The 18,099-nt window shown below is 38.2% G+C and carries 18 protein-coding genes; 2 read left to right on the top strand and 16 right to left on the bottom strand.

The window, feature by feature from the left end:
- Positions 1-67 precede the first annotated feature (67 nt).
- From cysC to MOJ78_RS08765, 11 genes are all read right to left on the bottom strand, one after another.
- On the bottom strand, positions 68-673 hold the full coding sequence (gene cysC / locus MOJ78_RS08815; RefSeq protein ID WP_304980816.1) for an adenylyl-sulfate kinase: 606 nt from the start codon (positions 671-673) through the stop codon (positions 68-70).
- Between the two features lie 13 nt (positions 674-686).
- A complete protein-coding gene (locus MOJ78_RS08810) occupies positions 687-2,456 on the bottom strand; it encodes an SLC13 family permease (RefSeq protein WP_304980815.1) in 1,770 nt (589 codons plus the stop codon).
- Positions 2,457-2,464: 8 nt separating this feature from the next.
- Entirely contained in the window at positions 2,465-3,604 is a 1,140-nt protein-coding gene (gene sat / locus MOJ78_RS08805) for a sulfate adenylyltransferase (RefSeq protein WP_370529783.1), read from the bottom strand.
- A gap of 4 nt (positions 3,605-3,608) precedes the next feature.
- On the bottom strand, positions 3,609-4,643 hold the full coding sequence (locus MOJ78_RS08800; protein ID WP_304980813.1) for a glycosyltransferase family 4 protein: 1,035 nt from the start codon (positions 4,641-4,643) through the stop codon (positions 3,609-3,611).
- 96 nt (positions 4,644-4,739) lie between these two features.
- Positions 4,740-5,957, bottom strand: a complete 1,218-nt coding sequence (locus MOJ78_RS08795) for a glycosyltransferase family 2 protein (protein ID WP_304980812.1) — start codon at positions 5,955-5,957, stop codon at positions 4,740-4,742.
- A gap of 6 nt (positions 5,958-5,963) precedes the next feature.
- A complete protein-coding gene (locus MOJ78_RS08790; RefSeq protein ID WP_304980811.1) occupies positions 5,964-6,719 on the bottom strand; it encodes a glycosyltransferase in 756 nt (251 codons plus the stop codon).
- A gap of 38 nt (positions 6,720-6,757) precedes the next feature.
- A complete protein-coding gene (locus MOJ78_RS08785) occupies positions 6,758-7,663 on the bottom strand; it encodes an NAD-dependent epimerase/dehydratase family protein (RefSeq protein WP_304980810.1) in 906 nt (301 codons plus the stop codon).
- On the bottom strand, positions 7,650-8,483 hold the full coding sequence (locus MOJ78_RS08780) for a dTDP-4-dehydrorhamnose reductase family protein (protein ID WP_304980809.1): 834 nt from the start codon (positions 8,481-8,483) through the stop codon (positions 7,650-7,652). Before MOJ78_RS08780 ends, MOJ78_RS08785 begins: the two co-directional genes overlap by 14 nt.
- Positions 8,480-9,466, bottom strand: coding sequence for a polysaccharide biosynthesis protein (locus MOJ78_RS08775; RefSeq protein ID WP_304980808.1), 987 nt, complete (start codon positions 9,464-9,466; stop codon positions 8,480-8,482). Before MOJ78_RS08775 ends, MOJ78_RS08780 begins: the two co-directional genes overlap by 4 nt.
- A gap of 3 nt (positions 9,467-9,469) precedes the next feature.
- A complete protein-coding gene (gene wecB / locus MOJ78_RS08770) occupies positions 9,470-10,552 on the bottom strand; it encodes a non-hydrolyzing UDP-N-acetylglucosamine 2-epimerase (protein WP_304980807.1) in 1,083 nt (360 codons plus the stop codon).
- Between the two features lie 131 nt (positions 10,553-10,683).
- Positions 10,684-11,463, bottom strand: a complete 780-nt coding sequence (locus MOJ78_RS08765; protein WP_304980806.1) for a sulfotransferase domain-containing protein — start codon at positions 11,461-11,463, stop codon at positions 10,684-10,686.
- A gap of 174 nt (positions 11,464-11,637) precedes the next feature.
- Between MOJ78_RS08765 and MOJ78_RS08760 the strand changes: the two genes are divergently transcribed.
- Positions 11,638-12,714 (top strand): glycosyltransferase family 4 protein, encoded by a 1,077-nt coding sequence (locus tag MOJ78_RS08760; protein WP_304980805.1) that lies wholly within the window; start codon positions 11,638-11,640, stop codon positions 12,712-12,714.
- A gap of 294 nt (positions 12,715-13,008) precedes the next feature.
- Here MOJ78_RS08760 and MOJ78_RS08755 read toward each other — a convergent pair whose 3' ends face one another.
- Complete coding sequence (locus MOJ78_RS08755) at positions 13,009-13,764, bottom strand: glycosyltransferase (RefSeq protein ID WP_304980804.1); 756 nt, start codon at positions 13,762-13,764, stop codon at positions 13,009-13,011.
- Positions 13,757-14,704, bottom strand: a complete 948-nt coding sequence (locus MOJ78_RS08750; RefSeq protein WP_304980803.1) for a glycosyltransferase — start codon at positions 14,702-14,704, stop codon at positions 13,757-13,759. The genes MOJ78_RS08755 and MOJ78_RS08750 overlap by 8 nt, the downstream gene beginning before the upstream one ends.
- 525 nt (positions 14,705-15,229) lie before the next feature.
- Here MOJ78_RS08750 and MOJ78_RS08745 point away from each other — a divergent pair.
- Positions 15,230-15,499, top strand: a complete 270-nt coding sequence (locus MOJ78_RS08745) for a hypothetical protein (RefSeq protein WP_304980802.1) — start codon at positions 15,230-15,232, stop codon at positions 15,497-15,499.
- A 47-nt stretch (positions 15,500-15,546) separates the two neighbouring features.
- Here the strand turns inward: MOJ78_RS08745 and MOJ78_RS08740 are convergent, their stop codons facing one another.
- The 3 genes from MOJ78_RS08740 to galE are packed head-to-tail and all read right to left on the bottom strand — an operon-like array spanning position 15,547 to position 17,980.
- Complete coding sequence (locus tag MOJ78_RS08740; protein WP_304980801.1) at positions 15,547-16,260, bottom strand: glycosyltransferase family 2 protein; 714 nt, start codon at positions 16,258-16,260, stop codon at positions 15,547-15,549.
- Positions 16,257-16,988 (bottom strand): glycosyltransferase, encoded by a 732-nt coding sequence (locus tag MOJ78_RS08735; RefSeq protein WP_304980800.1) that lies wholly within the window; start codon positions 16,986-16,988, stop codon positions 16,257-16,259. Before MOJ78_RS08735 ends, MOJ78_RS08740 begins: the two co-directional genes overlap by 4 nt.
- The gene (gene galE, locus MOJ78_RS08730; RefSeq protein WP_304980799.1) at positions 16,985-17,980 is read right to left on the bottom strand and encodes a UDP-glucose 4-epimerase GalE; all 996 of its coding nucleotides are present in this window, start codon (positions 17,978-17,980) and stop codon (positions 16,985-16,987) included. The genes MOJ78_RS08735 and galE overlap by 4 nt, the downstream gene beginning before the upstream one ends.
- Positions 17,981-18,099: the final 119 nt, after the last annotated feature.

Below are 18,099 nucleotides of genomic sequence, written 5' to 3'. Positions count from 1 at the left end.
CATCCTGTGTGGGCTGACATATAAGTATCGAAAATCCCTGTTGTTCGCTGCTTTAACGTCAGCTCATTTACTTTGGTTTTGGTAAATATCCATTTCTATATAAATATTTCATTATCTGTTTCACACAGGCATTCGGTGACATCACGTTGGTGTCGACTGTAATCTCCGGATCCACAGGCGGTTCATATGGGTCTGATATTCCAGTGAAATTTTTAATCTCACCTTTTAATGCTCTTTTATATAAGCCTTTCGGATCCCTTGATTTTAATGTTTCAAGATTGCACTTTACATAAACCTCTAAAAATTCACTTTCTTTAACTAGGTTCCGAACAAATTCACGATCCTTTAAATAAGGAGAGACAAAAGTTGCAAGGACTACAATCCCAGCATCCACAAATAAGCGGGCAACTTCGCCCACCCTCCGTATATTTTCTTCTCTGTCTTTTTGTTGGAAGCTTAAATCTTTATTCAAGCCTATCCGGATATTGTCTCCATCCAATAAATATGTTGAAACAGACTCCCTGTATAGAGCTCGGTCCAGGCGATTCGCGATTGTTGATTTCCCTGATCCTGATAATCCTGTGAACCAAATGATGAAGCTTTTATGTCCGTGTAAGAGCTGTCTTGCTTTCTTCGGTACATCTTGACGATGCCAAAAAAGATTTGAGGTCATGTCAAGGTCCTCCTCATGTTAATGGCCAAAATAAAGGAATCATGATGATTGATGTAATAAAACAAACGATATTTAATGGTAATCCTATTTTTAGAAAGTCTGAGAACCTGTATTGCCCAGAACTGTAAACGAGTAGATTTGTCTGATAACCGATCGGGGTTGCGAAACTTGCTGAAGATGCAATTGCAATCGCTACAGCAAACGGTTCTGGATTGAATGAAAATTCGTTTACGATCGTCATGATAATCGGAAACACAATTACCGCAGCCGCATTATTCGTAATCAATTCCGTAAGTAAATTGGTGATCAAATACGCCATGACCAAAAGTGCAATTGGACCGGAATTCCCAAATCCAAATAAAAGGCTATTGGCCACATGCTCCGCTGCTCCTGAGTTTATCAATGCTTCTGCTATCCCGAATGCTCCACCGATTATGAATAGAACTTCCCATTTTATAGAATCCTTCGCCTCTTCAAATGTTGTAAACCGTAATAATAGAAAAAGGATGACAGTTGTAATGGCTGCTTGTGTAATCTGGAGTACCCCTAACGCTACGCATGTGATCATCAGCCCGAATACTGTTACAGGAATCCAATCTCTTAAAGATACTCCTTTTGAAGACGAGTGATTCGTAAGTAATATTAAGTTTCCTGATGCACGCATAGGGAGAGACGAATTGTCTGATGTTAATATATAAAGCATATCCCCTGCCTTTAAACGAATCGTGCCAATCTTTTCATTAATACGTGTTCCATTCCGATAAACAGCTACAACGACCCCGTCATATTTTGATCGAAAGTTTAAATCGCGAATCTTGTTCGTGATGAATTCGGAGTGCTGTGGAACAACAGCCTCAACAAATTTGTAGTCATTACCGAAATAGGTAAACTCATAACCTATTTTTTCAACTGTAAGTCCAGTAAACTGATTAATTTCTTCAGCACAAGATGTATCCCCAACAAACAACAAGTGATCGGACTTCTTAATGATCTGTTGGGACGAAACCGGAAACAGACACTCACCTTGCCTAAGAATGGCCATCACATAACCTCGTTTTAAAGTCCGCAGTCCTGCTTCCTTAATCGTTTTACCAACAAGTGGATAATCTTCGTTTACCTGTACTTCCACGAAAAATTGCGGGTATTCCTTTACATCGGAATAATTTCCTGGATAATCAGGCAGCAGCCGATGACCTAACAAGGTCATATATATTAAGGCAAATACGAAAATCGGAACACCTATTAACGCAAGTTCAAAAACAGTAAAACCTGTAAATCCTTCCTTTAACATAAGTGTATGCACGACAAGGTTTGTTGAAGTCCCGATTAATGTACACATTCCGCCGATAATTGCTGCATAGGAAAGAGGAATCAATAGTTTTGAAGGATAGATTGAATGTTTCTTACACCACTTTTTTACAATAGGAGTTAATAAAACAACAAGGGGAGTATTATTCATAAAACCAGAGACACCTGCTGTCACCACCATCATACGTGATAAACCGCCTCGGAGTGTCTGTTTTCCTCCAAACACTAACCCGGTCACTTTTGAAAAGGAGGGGTGTTTTTGGATGGTTGTCATAATGACGAACAGAGCTGCAATCGTCAGCGTTGCTTCATTCGTAAAACCGACAAAGGCTTCTGAGAGCGAAATAATTCCTGTCCACACCAATATCATCACTACACTTAGGATCACAATTTCAGCACTATACCAGTTCATAACCAAAAACAAGAACATAACGAAGATCACTGAATAGGTGATCAAAATTTCTAAGCTTATCAATGTAATCGTCAACCCTTGTGTTCATGATAGTATTCGAGTAGGATTTCAACGACTTCCGGTCTGCTAAAATAGAAAGGAGGAACGTTTCCTTCCCTGAGCATCTTACGTACCTTTGTGCCAGACAGATGGATGTGTTGCTCGTTATCATGAGGACAGGTTTTCTTCGAAGTCATTTGCTCACATTTCATACAATAAAAACTATGTTCAAGTTTAACCGGAACAATCCCTAATTCTTGTTCCGAAAATAGGTTGAAAATGTTCTGTGAATCATACGTTCCGTAATAATCTCCTACTCCAGCATGATCTCTTCCTATTATGAAGTGCGTACAACCATAGTTTTTACGAACAAGTGCATGAAACAACGCTTCTCTAGGTCCTGCATACCTCATAGCTCCGGGAAAGACTCCTAACATAGAACGATCCGCTGGATAGTAATTTTTCAGCAGCGTTTGATAACATTTCATTCGAACATAGGCGGGGACATCTTCTGATTTTGTCTCCCCTACAAGCGGGTGAAGGAATAATCCGTCAACCTGTTCAAGTGCAACCTTTTGAATGTATTCATGTGCTCTGTGAACAGGATTTCTAGTTTGAAAACCGACAATGGTGTTCCATCCTTTTTGAATAAATCGATTCCTTGTTTCTTGAGGTGTGAATATGTGAGCAGGAAAAGAAGATGGAAGTCTTTTAATCAGTGTTACTTTCCCTCCTACATAAAATGGTGAGCGAGCAAAAAGCTTTGCTACCCCTGGATGTTCAAGCTCGGTTGTTCCGTAAATCAACTGAGCTTCACTGAAAAGATCCACCTCGTAAACTTCTTCAATATCGATGACCCCATATCTGTCACCTTCAAATGTCAAGGCGACCCTCTTTCCGGCAGAAATATCGGTTGATACATGTCCAGGAACAGATAATGTAATGGGCAGCGGCCAGATAAAACCGTTTCCCAACCTCATCTGTTTTAACACATTTTGATAATCTGATTGATTCATAAATCCTTCTAAAGGACTGTAAGCGCCGGTACCAATACACTCAAGATCAGATAATTCAGATTGAGTTATTTCCAATGTGTTCAATTCTTTAAGCTGATCTAGAGAAGTCGGAACAAATCGTGTGACTAACTTCCCGCCATGTGGAATGCTTGACATCACTCTACCTCCTATTCATGAATTTCTGTATAGCTTGTTCGAACTTTAAAACACTTCTTTGCCAAGTCCATTTTACTGCTTCTTTTTCACCTTCCCGTGCAATCCTTTCCCGAAGCTGCGGTTGATCTATTAATGCCGAAACATGCTCTATAAGCTTGTTTTCATGACGATAGGAAAGTAAACAATTTTGTCCATTCCTGCAGTATTCCATATTACCACCTGAATAAACGGTTACGAGAGCGGCACCACATTTCATTGCTTCAAGTCCAGGTAGAGAGGCTGTATCGTAGGTGGAGGAACTTACAAAAATATCCGTGTTATTAAGGTATTGATTTAAACTGATGTCGTCGTGAGGTGTAAGTGAATTGAATAGACGGTTCGAATGGGTTTTTCTTAGAATTGGAGAACTTTGTAATTCATTTGGGGGAGTGATAACATTAAATGTGCATCGAGGATATTTATGTTTTAAAGCGGTAAATGTCTGAATTAAATACTCTTGCTCCCTATGCCATGAATACCCACCTTCAGGGATCCGGAGTATTCCACTAACCTGAAGCCTTTTTACGTTACTTTTACCCCCTGTGTTCTGGAACGTCTTACTAATTCCTACTGGCACAATTTCTCCTTCAATACCGTGGTTTAACTTAATTAATTCTTTTTGCCAGTTTGATAGAACAATTAAATTATTACTTTGATGGTAGCTTTTGAAGGATGCCTCATGGTCCGGAAGAAAGACAGGTTCATAACATAGACTTATCCGGATATGGACTCCTTTCCCTAACTGGTTAGCTTGATTACATATATTAATAAGCGAATAGTAATTGGATATGATCACATCACTGATAGGGATTTCCTGTGCTGTTATATTCACCCCGTTTGAACGAATCACCTTTACGTGAACCGGATACTCGATCACACCCTGAGGCGGCATTATAAATGCTACATCATGGCCATTATTTGCCATGCCATTTGCCAACTCCACCAGCATTCTCTGTGCTCCGCCTTTGCAAAGTGTTATGGCTACAAAGGTAATTTTCACTAGTCCGTACCTCCTTTCCGATTATGCTCGACTCGCCACTGTTACATAGTGCACCTGATTCCATGAAATCAACTTGTTAAACTCGATAGTCATCGCTTACAACTGTTGAAGTTCTTCAAAGCATTGAATAAACAAGCTAAATCGTTTCAGCTTTTTAAGCATTTGTATTTCCAATTCTAATTCTTTCTTTTCTGAATCACTCACTGTACAGAGGTTTGTAAAAAGAGAATTTTTTTTAGCTATCCATCCAATTTTACGAAGCATCTCTGAAAACACACGTTTAGTGATGGAAAATTGATCAGGAAATTCATTACACAGCATTTGATAATTAGTTAATAGTTGATTGACTTCATGAAGGTTTTTTGGTACCGGAAGAAAGGTGAGGGAAATGATCATTTGATCGATTTCTTTATACGTCTCTTGAAACAAGTAATAATTCTGTTTTGATTGATGGTGATTTACAGCAGATACTGGATGTTCCTGATGATAACTGATCAGGTTTTCATCACTTGTGAATGTCGCTCCATTCTTATAGAGACGGTAGCCCATCTCACAATCATCCCATCCATACCCGCTATATTCTTTAAACAATCCTACCTGTTCAATAGCGCGCTTAGATACGGAAACATGTCCCGTTCCAAACAATTGCCAAGGAATCCGATAGCCTTGTAAATCAAATCCATAATTTGATAGGATTACTCTTCTATAAAACTCTTCGTATAGTGTAGTACTTGCTAGATTCTTATATTTTCCGGAATGTATATCATTCCTATCAATCAATAACGTTCTTTTTTGTTGTTTTTTAAATACTTCATACTTTGCTTGATATTCTGGGAAATGCTTTATTTGAGTCTCGAATTGATTCAATTGTTCGATTGAAAAGTCTGGAAATAATACAGAATATAATGCATTCATTGTCATAATACCTGATACGACTAGATTCGAGTTTTTTTGATGATGTGTATAATGAATATCTAAAAAGTCAGGTTCTACTATGATCTCAGCATCTAAAAAGATTAACACTTTACCGTTCGCTTGACGTATCCCAAGGTTTCGTGCTGCTGCTCTGCCAATGTTTTTCTTGCACTTAATGTATTTAAATTCAAAAGGAAATTGATATTGCTTTGGAATATTGTCGGTTGTGTCTGTTGATCCGTCATCAACCACGATCACTTCAAATTTCGACATTTTAAAATTTTGTTTTTCTAATGAAAAGAGGGTAAACAAATTTTGAGGAAACTTATTGAAGGTCGGGATAATAATACTAATATCAACTTTTCTTTTACCTATTTTTATTGGATTTCCATTGAACATTGTGCGTTACACCTTCTTATCATTACTTTTTGATCGTAACCCCTTTTCTTCTATATGAATAAGTCTTGACAGCATCCCCTGATATTTTTCCTGTACCAATTTAATTTCTTTCCACTGGTCCTCTGTAAAACGTTTAGAGCCCATATTGTCATGAATTCTATAATGTAATACGGTTTCATCCAAGACGCTTACCTTGAACTTAGCAGATATCCGAATCCACATATCATAATCCTGAGTATATTTTAATTCACTATCAAACCACCCGACTTGAGGGATGATTTCCTTTTTTACAAGTATTGTACTCCCATTAATCGGGCAGCTTTTTTGCAATTGTTTCAAAAAACGTACCCGGTCATGAAGGATCAATCCGACATTTTCTCTTATGATCTCACTTCTTGCATTGATTAAAGAGAAATTTGTATAAACGAGATCCGAGTTGCTTTTTATCATAAAATCTACTTGTTTTTCTAGTTTTTCCGGTAAAAAAACATCATCAGAGCTTAACCATGCAATGAAGTCACCAGTCGATCGTTTTATGCCTTGATTCAAAGCTGATGCCGTACCACCATTCTCTTGATAAAAATAAGAGACTTTGTTCATGTAAGGTTTCAATCTTTCAGTATTTATCTTTGAACCATCATCAATAACAATAATCTCAATGTTTTTGTAGGTTTGATTAAGAACACTTTCGATAGCTTCATGTACGAACGAACAATTGTAAAAAGGGATAATAACACTTATTTTTGGATCAAGTCCGTTCACCTTTCCATACCTCGCTTCATTTATTTATTTTAGAAAATTCAGTTTGCATTGATGGATCTTTGATAAGATAGAATATCCTGTAAAGACTGTTGGATCGTATAGTGAGGACACCATCCAAGGGTTTGTATCGGGACTAAATCAAGCCTGATTTCAGTAGTTTCCTTCCGGACCTGCTCTAAAATTGAAAAAGGACGCGATGTCAGTTTTTTATACTCATCAATCAAATCCTCTAATCTTCTACTCATGCCTGAACCAATTTCAAAATGGTCAATATCCGTATTGCTCTGTAGTATCTTAAAGTAAGCCCGAACAGCATCCCTGACATCGACAAAATCACATTGTGTCCACATATTTTGGATTTGAAGATTTACAGACCCAAAATTTCGTTCAGATTGAACAATTTCGGCAGCGATCTTTGAACAAATTCCAAAAGACGGACCAGGACCAATCAGGTTTGACGGTCTGACAATGGCTAGATCCATTGAGAATAAATCATTCCAGCCTTCTGTAAGAAGAATTTGGAGAGTTTTACTTAAACTATAGGGATGTATTGGTTTTTCATTTTTTTTAAGGGAATATTCAAGTGCAGAACCGATGATGACTGTTCTCGCATACGGGGCATGCGTACGGATTGATTCGAGAAGATTAGCGGTACCAAGTACATTCGTTTCCAAAAATTGTAACGGGTCCGTCCAAGAGTGTTTTACATTATTGCAACCGGCGAGATGAAGAATGTAATCGGGTTTCATATCCTTTATACAACTTGATACCTGATCAAGATTGGTAATATCACATTCCAGATTTGTGATGGAAGGGTTTATTTTACACGGTGTTCTCCCAATACTTACGACATGCATCCCTGAATCTAGTGCATAACGACAAGCATGAAGACCTGTGAAACCGGTAGCTCCTGTGATCACGATCGTTTGTTTATCTCCACTCATTTTCATTAATCCAATCTCGTAATTCGACAAGCATTTCATCATATTGAGGTGTTACGAAACGGACATCGTCTCTCGTATTTTCGAGCGTACGATCACATACTGGTACGTCAACCGGATGAATTGTTATTTCTTCTTTACTGAAAGCTTCCTTGATCTTGCTTAGTAAATTATGTTTGGAAATGATTTCAGCCGCTGTTAAATGATAGAGACCATACACGTCTTCCTCGATTACTTTATGGATTATTTTTGCTAGTTCCAGTGTCGTTACACCATTCCAAAGAACATTTACAAACCCATTGACTTGACCTGATTGCTTCATGAACCAGTGAAATAATCCAATCCCATTTTTCAATTCCGGGCCAATAATTGATGTTCGGATTGTCAAGTGTGGTTTACCCGTCACTTCTCCGAGTGCCTTTGTCTTTGCATATATCGTATTGCCATCGGTTGTCGAATTCTCTGTATAATTACCATCCTTCCCGCTAAAAACACAGTCGGTACTAATATGAATCAATTTACCTCCGGTTTCGGATAATTTTTGAGATAGATAGTGAGGGAGAAAACTGTTTACTATGATAGCCTCCATACGTTTTTCCGATGCCTTTTCATTTAATATACCAATACAATTGACAATTACATTGGGCTTAAAACATGAGATAACCTGATCCATTGCTTTAAAATTTGAAGCGTTGAGGTAAATACCGTTTTGTTCTTCTGAATTACGATGTGTATATTCAACTTCGTAGTCGGTGCTTCGGATCAAATAGTCGACGACCATATGACCCGCCATTCCTTTTCCTCCTAACACCAGGACTTTCATGACAGGAAACCACCTTTTTTCAGCATCACCTTAATTTCCCCGGTCGTCATTAATGCTTCATTAGAGCTGTAACTATGGAGATCGATTTTTTTAAATGGCTTGTAGTATTTGTGTAATTCTCCAATCTTGATTGTTGGTAAAATCACAAAGTATTCTTCATCAAAGTAGACCGTGGTATTGCTTTCATACTCCGATAGAAGAATTTCGTGTAATTTTTCTCCTGGACGAATACCTGTCTCGACAATTTCTACATCTGGCTTTTCCGACTCATTAATTAAGACCTTTGCTAAATCAATTATTTTACAAGTCGGCATTTTCATTACGAAAATTTCACCGCCTCTGCTTTCATAGGTTGCTTTAAATAACAATTTAATCGCGTCATGTAATGTCAAGAAAAAACGGGTCATCCTCTTATCAGTAATCCTGATTTCGCCCTTTTGATTGATCTGTCGTTTAAACACATGAATGACGCTGCCGTTCGTACCAAGGACATTTCCACCCCTTACACAAACAAAATTCGTGGTCGAACTTAGCAAATTGGCATAAATAATCAATTTTTCACCAATCGCTTTAGTCATGCCGTAAAAGTTAGATGGATTCGCTGCTTTATCGGTCGATATATAAATGACCTTTTCAACGTTATTTTCAATTGCAGCCTCGATTACATGTTGTGTACCAAGTACGTTTGTTTTCAATGCCTCATAGGGTTGGTGCTCGCAAATCGGTACATGTTTCAGTGCTGCTAGATGATAAATGTAATCTACGCCTTTTGTTGCTTTTGCTAGACCTGCATACTCACGTATATCACCGATAATGAACGTGAGCCTTGAATCGTTATCGAACTCGTGCTGCATATGGACTTGACTAGCTTCGTTTCTAGAAAAGATACGAATTTCCTTTGGCTTTTTTTCAAGTAATTGCTTAACGAGTTCATGGCCCCATGAACCCGTTCCGCCTGTTATGAGTATCGTTTTATTTTGCAAATTTTAGTGACCTCCTAATAAAAATTGCACAACCTTTTGTGAAACGTCTTTTTCCAAATAACCAACAGGGCAATCCCAGTCCGCCTGATTAGTTATCATAAGAGAAACTGCACTAGCTATACGTTTTCGATTTAATCCAGAGACAACATTGCTACCACAATCTACCGTTTCAGGACGTTCTGTACTTTTTCGAATGGTTACGGTTGGTACTTGGAAAATACAGCATTCTTCCTGAACAGTACCGCTGTCAGTCAGAACACAATAAGCATGTTTCTCCAGGTGGACGAAATCGAAAAAACCAAAGGGATCAAAAAAACGAACAAGTGGATGGTGCTTAAGATCCGTTAGTTTTTCAAGCTTTTGTTTTGTACGGGGATGGATGCTGCATATTACAGGCTTATTAAAACGCTCTGCTATGATATTCAACCCTTCAAAAATTTCCCGTAACCGTTCCGGGTTATCTACATTTTCAGCTCGATGTGTAGTGACGAGAAAGTAGTCTTTAGAGGTAAGTTGAAGCTTTGTTAATATGGTGCTGTCTGCAATGTTTCCATCGACAGATTGCAACACTTCATAAATGGGATTTCCAAATAATAAAATACGGTTGGATGGGATGCGTTCCTTGATCAAATTGTCTTTACTATTAGGGGTATAAGGAAGGTTATACGTTGAGATTGTATCGATCACTCTTCTGTTTTTCTCTTCAGGAACAGTTAAATCAAAACACCGGTTCCCAGCCTCCATATGGATGACAGGTATCCCCATCCTCTCAGCCAGAATCGCACTGAGTGCACTATTCGTATCACCTAGTACAAGTACTTTATCTGGTTGCTCTTCTATGAGAATCTGTTCTATCTTTTCAAACATCGTAGCAAGCTGTTGACCCAATGATTGCTGTTTTGTTTGTAAAATATAATCTGGTAATCTTAAATCCAGCTCTTTGAAAAAAATTTCGTTCAATTCGTAGTGAAAATTCTGACCGGTGTGTATAAGAGTATGTTTATCAGCCCATTGATCAAGCTTTTTGATAATAAGGCTTAATCGGATTATTTCTGGCCTTGTGCCAAGTATCGTTACAATTTTCATTCTTAACCCCTTTCACATGCAAGGATCGATTATCCATGTAATAACCTATGAAACTTATTTACAATAAGTATAGACAAGCTACTAGAATATCAGCTGAAAGTGAAAAAACGGCACTTGTCCATACTCTAAGGTTACCAATTTTGATTTGTTTCATAATTAAGAGCAATCAAAAGATCACCTGCAATTATTTTAAATGTTCTTTTTAATTCATCATCAAATTCCTCTCTCCAACCTCCTATCTTCCCTTTTCGATAGGTTGGTGATGTTGTCGGATTTATGTTTTGTATCATTTTTCCGACTAGAATCGGTGAAGTAAATGGAACCGGTCGATCCTCCCACAAGAACTGGATAATCTTATTTACTGTCTGGATTTTTTTAAATGGTGATGACAGGAGCTCTTCAAAACGAATCGTCAGGACATTATCCTTATCCATCCAATCGGAAAAACTAGTAAACCAGTCTTGAACGTTTGGTTGGTATGCTTTTTTGGGATCGGTTGGCTGTCCACCTTCTATTAAAAATTTAATACGGTCACGATGTGTAAATCCTTTTTGGGTAAATGTAGTATATAAAGGATGTATTGGAAGTTTTGGTATGAAGTATGCATAAGAGATGACCACATCACGTGGATCACGTATGACAAAGATTTGTTTCATGTTCATATCATGGAAAAAGTGTTCCCATTTTTTAGAGTAGTATAAATGTCCATTAATAAATTCATTGTTTGGAAGATTTCTTGCTCGATTGATCTGTATTTCCGTTTGATATTCATAATGACCGAACATACCTTTGTCGGGGTGGTGCTGAATTCCTGGAATACCAAGCAGGAGTTGTTTTAATAAATGCGTACCGCTTTTTGGAATTGAATTTAACAAAAAAGGAGGTAATGTATGGTTTACAGGGACATTCATCGAAGTTCAACCTTTCTAATTGATTGATAAATGAAAATTATATACATACATATATATGTTTAAATTCTTCTGTTGGTTGGACAACATCACTTGATTTTATATAAATGTACAATCAAAACCTAGACGTCTAGCGTACAATTAATTTTGTATAAACAATTTATTAGAGGTGTAGTTATGAGAGTGTTATTTGTTTTCTATATTTCAAGTGGCGGTGTCGAGACGCTCAATCGGCATCGGATAAAAGCATTATCAAAGTGTGGCATCACATGTCATCTTCTTTATCAAGATACTGGATCTGGGCACCAGAATATTGTAAATATACAATCCTATATCTTGAAACAACCAGCTGACATTATTTCTTTAATTAAAAAACAAAACTATGACCTTATCGTTGTTTGTTCAAATCATCTATTACTTCGTACAATCAAAGCATCCGGTTATAAAGGTATTCTCGTTTATGAAAATCAAGGTCTTGGCAATATAAATCAAGCCCGCCGCTATTTAACCAAGGCTGCACCAATGATCCTTCATTATGCTGACGGACTTCTATACCCGAAAACTCAGCATCTTGCTAATCTAACGACTAAATACCTACCTGGATTACCCCAATTCTCATTCCACAATTGTTTTGATTTAGAAACTTTTCATTATCGTTCTGGTTCTCCTGTGAACTTACCTATTGTTGGTTGGGTTGGTCGAATTGAAAAGAATAAGAATTGGAAGGCGTTTTTAAAGATCGGAGAACGACTTTGTCAAGCTCATCCTGACCTGAAGTTATGGATGTTCATCGATCACACACTTACTAAACAAACCCAACAAATGCAGTTTGAGAGGATGATCGATAGGCTTAACCTGAAGAGCCGTTTGTCTGTCTTCAATTCGGTTACAAACGATTCAATGGCAGTACGACTTTCCGAGATCGCTGATTCGGGTGGATTTCTGTGTTCGACTTCTCATGTTGAAGGGTTCGGATATTCATTAGTCGAAGCGATGAGCTGTCGCTGTCCGGTACTTTCAACAGACTCAGATGGTATCAAGAGTATTATTATCGACGATGTAACAGGACTGTACTATGATCATGACAAAATCGCGGAAGCTTTTGAGAAAGGGGATCGACTACTCAGAGATAAGGGATTACGGAATCAATTGACCAAAAATGCACTCGCACATATAACAAAAATGTTCTCACCTCACCGTTATACGAAGGAATTTTTGAATATGTACCAAACACTATTAAATATTACCCAATAAAGAAAACTCGGCTAGCGCCAAGCCTTAGTGTAGGAGATCGCCCTAGTTGCACTTATACTTGGGACGTACACTTTTCTCCAACGTCGGTAATTCTTCTTGCTGAAAAGTTATACTTTCCTAACGTGTAAAGAAAACTGGCAATTGCCGAACCTCAGTCTGGCAATCGCCTAAATGTACCGATACTATTCTTAATGTATAAACAAGTGAAACAAGCCTACTAAAACAGTAGACACTGCTTATTTCTTAACATTTAATAGAGTTACCACGACGTCTCACCCCGATGAACCAACCCTTTTAGTGCCTTCGTAAATTACGCACCTGTCGTCCTCGCGCATTCATATTGATCAATCGACTCAATTGATCTCGATGACGCCTTTTAACCGTGCGAATCTCAAATGGAATGATTTCTTTATGCCTTTGAGACCCCATATTGCCATGTACCCTGTAGTAAACTAACGGCTCTTCGAAGTAAAAGAAATCGTAGGAAAATAGCATCCTCAACCATAAATCATAATCATGGGTATAAGGTAATGATTCATCAAACATTCCTGCCGATTTTATTGCGGAAATCTGCGCCATCACCGTACAACCGTTTATAACGCAACCAGAACGCATCGCTCTCATAAAATGCCATTTAGTTTTGTATCCTAGTCCGATCGACTCATTTGTAACCCGATCTCGTTCGTTTATCAAATGGTAGTTTCCGTAACAAATAACCGCATTTTTATCCATCATAAACTGAAGTTGACGTGCGATTTTTTCAGGATGGTAGAGATCATCTGAGCTTAACCAGGAGAAATACTCCCCTGTAGCATAACGGATTCCCGCATTTAATGCGGTAGCTGTGCCGCCATTATCCTTCCGTATATAATTGATTTTACTCATGAACGGTTTGATTCGTTCACTTTGATCTGTCGATCCGTCATCGACAACGATCACTTCACAGTTACGGTAGGACTGATCTAATGCACTCTGAATCGCTCGATCGATGTATGGACAATTAAAAAATGGAATGACGATTGAGACCTTAGGAATCTTTTTTTTAAACATGTCTTTCACCTTTATCTTTAGAAACAATCTGTTCAATATAAGTTAAAAGTTGCTTTGCTCTAATTTTGGTTGTATGCCTTTGTTGGATCATTTGTTTAGCCTTTTTTGCAATACGCTCACGTTCTTCGGCATGTTGTAGGAAATACAACGCTTTATCATAAAATGTTTTTTCATTGACGTCTACAAATGTTTCCCCATCAATAAAACCTAGTTCTCTTAACTCTTCCGATCCTGGTGCAAGTAGCAATGTTCCACAAGCTGCAGCTTCAAAATATTTTAATAGTGGAAATTGGTATATCGAATCGCATGTCAAAAAAACTTTCGATTGGTTAAGTATTTTTGCATAAGATACACCTGTCGGAATACTTTTTCTATTCTCGGGGATATTTCGATAACCAGGGTGCTGAACATACATAAATCCAGGTTCGTTACGAAACCGATTATGCATTGCCACTCTTAATGGATAAACATACTCTAATAAGATCCCAACCATTAGCAGGTTAATTTGTTTTGGTTGTTTATATTCCTTGAAAATGTTCTGCGGCACATGATGCGGTAACCAGATCATCTGATCTTTGTACTCCGGATACCATTTCAAAAATGCATCACGGTATTGAACGAAGAGATGCTCGATTTGATCTATTTGATACATTTTTTTTCGTCTCGGGATTCGATAATGAAGGTCATGCACGAGGGTTCCTTTTGGTATTGTTACTTTATCAACATGGCGTATCCATGGACAATAATCCGGTTTTTGATCATTAAAAAGAATAAAATCAGGCCGTACAGGAACCTGATGAATGATATCAGGCAAATTGCCATCTTCATACCAGTACATCAGATTACATAACTCTTGTAATTCTTCTCCGAGATAAAATGTGCTCTTTTCAATAAATGATCGCATGTATTTTGTAATGAACAAAACATTTAACTTCCTCAAAAACATCCCACCTCTGAAAAGTAATAAGTACAGAGGGGTCGACCCAGTCGGCCTCCCCTCATGGTTGTTAAACGACGATCGCGCAAATATTCCGGTTAGGGACCCAAACTTCTCCCAATCCACCGGACCCACTTTGCCTGAATAAGCTCCAGTCCATTCCGACATCAATTAAAATAACATTCGTAAGAATTATTTCTCCATTTACTTTCGTAGATTGCTTCAGTAAGCGGTGTTCCAATTAAGGAACGTAAAAAAACGAGTTTTGTACTGGCCATACTTCCACTCCTTTAACTATAAAGAAGCACCGATTGATACTTACTTATATGTATGAAGTCAAAGGACAACTGTATGGACAATCATACCTATACAACGAGAAATGGTTGTATGCGGACAAGGCGAACAAACATTTTTACGTTCTGTAGGTCTTGACCCATTCAAATGGAAGTCCAGTGCAATATAGTATAGTAACCCTTAATTATGCATTGTGGGGTGCATATATCATTTATTAAAGGAGGAAAAAATATTATGAGTTTATTTAATAATGATTGTGGCTGTAACGACGCAGTAGGAGGCGTACGTGACAGAGATCGTGACAAATGTGATAGCTGTGCTTGTGATCAACTACGTGATCTTCGAACTGGAGATGTTGTAGACATAATCCTCGACGGAGAAGAATTTCCGAACCTCGTTTTCGCATGCTTTGATAAAAAAGATTGCTGTGTAACGTTCCTGGATGAAGACTATCCATTTATTGTAGACTGTCGTAAGATCGATGCAATTCGTATCGTCGCTTAACTCATATTCCTAGTAAAAGGGGAGTGACTTCCGTCAACTCCCCTTACTTATTCATCAAAGAGATACGCTTGAAAGTGATCTGTCTTGATCAAATGCGTGCAAAAACGTCTAAGCTTTTGGTTTTGGATCTTCCATGTGTGGGCGTCATTAGATTTTCTTATATAAACGTAATTATCCTTGGATCCGGAGTAGATCGGAATATCATTGTTCAGACAATCTTCACAAAATTTCGCATCTTCCCCTATACTCGTGGACTGAAAAGGGACAACCCTTTGAATCTTCTTTTCAAAGAAAAGTGTTCCCCCCATCATTACCTTCCGATCATATTGGTTCTCGCTTATTTTTTCTGAATCCGGAGCATATTTGTATGGGTTATACAGTTGAAGAGATTGATCTTCTTCAAAGTACATATAGATGGTTGTTTTCCCTACCACCTTCGCCTGAGATTCTCTCAATGTACGAATGCTATCCTTCAAGTAGTGCTTTGAATAATAGTCATCATCATCAAATTTAGCAATATAGTTATACTTTGATTTCGATACACCGTAATTCAGACATTCCCCCAATGTTTTCTCCTGGCTTAATTGATAGATTGATATGTTCGGAATATGTGAAAGGCTTTGTTTCCATTCGTCAAAATCCAAATCATCATTGTTCAATATGAGGATCAACTCTTTATGTTGCCAGGTTTGCCGCATGTAATTTTGAAGTATCGTTGAAAGACAATCCTGTTTGTTCGTGCATGTTATGACGGAAATCAACCGTTCTCCCCCTCGATGTCCTTTGTAGCTATATATGGCCTGAAATCATCGGTATAAGCGACCAATCGGCTTACATTCATGATCAGATCGTTCGGAACCTTCCACGTGTGATTTCCATCCGTATCATTCCGGATATAGACGAAACTCTCTTTCCCCGCAGAATAGACTTTAAATCCTTTCGCTACACAGTCCTGACAAAACAGACGATCCAATTCACGTACTTGATCTCGAAATGGAACGTCATTGATGATCTCCTTCTTGAAAAATATAGTGCCACCCTGTAAATACTGGCTTCCAATCCTTTTTTGATCGTTTACAAATTGATGCTCATTGTTCGAATTGAATTCCGTTAGCATCTTTCTATCGGGCATATAGAGATAAACGGTTGTTTTCCCTATGATATCTGCACCTGACTGAATCAATACAGCGTTCGATTCGCTCAAATAATTCGGTGAATAATAATCATCATCCTCGAAGTTTGCAATGAGATCATACCTTGCTTGTTGTACCGCCTTATTCAAGCAGGCTCCGAGTGAAATGCGTTCACTCACTTGAAATACTGAAACATTGTCAAAACGACTAGACTCTTCTTCCCATTTTGATCGATCCATATCTTCTCTCGTCAAATAGATGATTAATTCTTTCTTTTCAAACTGTTGACGTTCATAATTTTCGAATACATTTTTCATACAAGCATCTCTCATCGTACATGTAATGACGGAAATCATCTTTTCTCACCTTCATATCCATCTGGATGTTTACAAAACCAATCCCATGCGGATTGAATGATAGACTGCATGTCATTTTTCGGATTCCACTTGAGTTCTGTTACGGCTTTCTGGATGCTGGCAATCAACCGCGGCGGGTCACCTGGTCTACGCTTTTCCACTATGACTCGTGCTTTCTTTCCTGTTACCTTCTCACACATCTGTATGATTTCTTTTATTGAATATCCCCGACCGTTTCCTAAATTATATACTCTGTTTTCAGGAGGGTTACCGAGGATCTTCTTTAGGGACAAATAGTGTGCCTCAACAAGGTCTGAAACATGGATATAATCACGTATACATGTACCATCAGGTGTGTCATAGTCAACTCCATATACGCTTACCGCATGTGACTTTCCTTGAAGATGTTGTAAAATGTTCGGAATGAGGTGGGTTTCTGGTTGATGATCCTCACCAAGCACACCATCCAGATCAGCTCCAGTAACATTGAAATATCTTAAAATACAATGCTTCAATCCATAAGCCTCGCTATAATCCTCGATCACTTTTTCTGCGATCATCTTTGTCCGACCATACGGAGATATAGGTTCCCTTTCAGTGTTTTCATCAATGACAGATTGTTTCGGTATCCCGTAAACCGCACATGAGGATGAAAAAACAAGTCTAGTCACCTTCGCTTCAATCATTTCATTGAGTAGATGGATGAAACCAATCACATTGTTTTCATAATATTTTTGTGGTTGAAGGACAGACTCGCCTACATAGCAATTGGCTGCGAAATGCATGACGGCTTCAATCTGGTGATTATAAAAGACTGTCTTCAGGCTTTCCCGATCTTGAAGATCCCCTTCAATGAAAATGGCATCTGGATGTACGGCCTCCTTATGACCTGTAGATAAATTATCCAACACGACCACTTCATAACCGTTCTTGACCAGGTTTCTTACCATATTGCTGCCGATATAACCCGCTCCACCTGTTACCAAAATCACAGCAGCACCTCCTTCATGATTTGTACCGTGCCCAAACACAATGACTATCGCTGACATAGTTTGAACTAGATGCCTCAACCTTTATTGACATTATATGTATAGAATGCCAATTATGGTGA

The sequence above is a fragment of the Alkalihalobacillus sp. AL-G genome (genome assembly GCF_030643805.1).
Lineage (GTDB): Bacteria > Bacillota > Bacilli > Bacillales > Fictibacillaceae > Pseudalkalibacillus.
The sequence above is the reverse complement of the archived record's forward strand: the minus strand, read 5'-3'. Positions and strand labels throughout refer to the sequence as shown.

Bases quoted from the DNA above. Each gene is read 5' to 3' on its own strand.
- MOJ78_RS08765 (WP_304980806.1), bottom strand. From the start codon at position 11,463: ATGAATGTCCCTGTAAACCATACATTACCTCCTTTTTTGTTAAATTCA.
- MOJ78_RS08795 (WP_304980812.1), bottom strand. From the start codon at position 5,957: ATGTTCAATGGAAATCCAATAAAAATAGGTAAAAGAAAAGTTGATATT.
- MOJ78_RS08780 (WP_304980809.1), bottom strand. From the start codon at position 8,483: ATGAAAGTCCTGGTGTTAGGAGGAAAAGGAATGGCGGGTCATATGGTC.
- MOJ78_RS08745 (WP_304980802.1), top strand. From the start codon at position 15,230: ATGAGTTTATTTAATAATGATTGTGGCTGTAACGACGCAGTAGGAGGC.
- MOJ78_RS08785 (WP_304980810.1), bottom strand. From the start codon at position 7,663: ATGAGTGGAGATAAACAAACGATCGTGATCACAGGAGCTACCGGTTTC.
- sat (WP_370529783.1), bottom strand. From the start codon at position 3,604: ATGTCAAGCATTCCACATGGCGGGAAGTTAGTCACACGATTTGTTCCG.
- cysC (WP_304980816.1), bottom strand. From the start codon at position 673: ATGACCTCAAATCTTTTTTGGCATCGTCAAGATGTACCGAAGAAAGCA.
- MOJ78_RS08755 (WP_304980804.1), bottom strand. From the start codon at position 13,764: ATGTTTAAAAAAAAGATTCCTAAGGTCTCAATCGTCATTCCATTTTTT.
- wecB (WP_304980807.1), bottom strand. From the start codon at position 10,552: ATGAAAATTGTAACGATACTTGGCACAAGGCCAGAAATAATCCGATTA.
- MOJ78_RS08760 (WP_304980805.1), top strand. From the start codon at position 11,638: ATGAGAGTGTTATTTGTTTTCTATATTTCAAGTGGCGGTGTCGAGACG.
- MOJ78_RS08735 (WP_304980800.1), bottom strand. From the start codon at position 16,988: ATGATTTCCGTCATTACATGTACGATGAGAGATGCTTGTATGAAAAAT.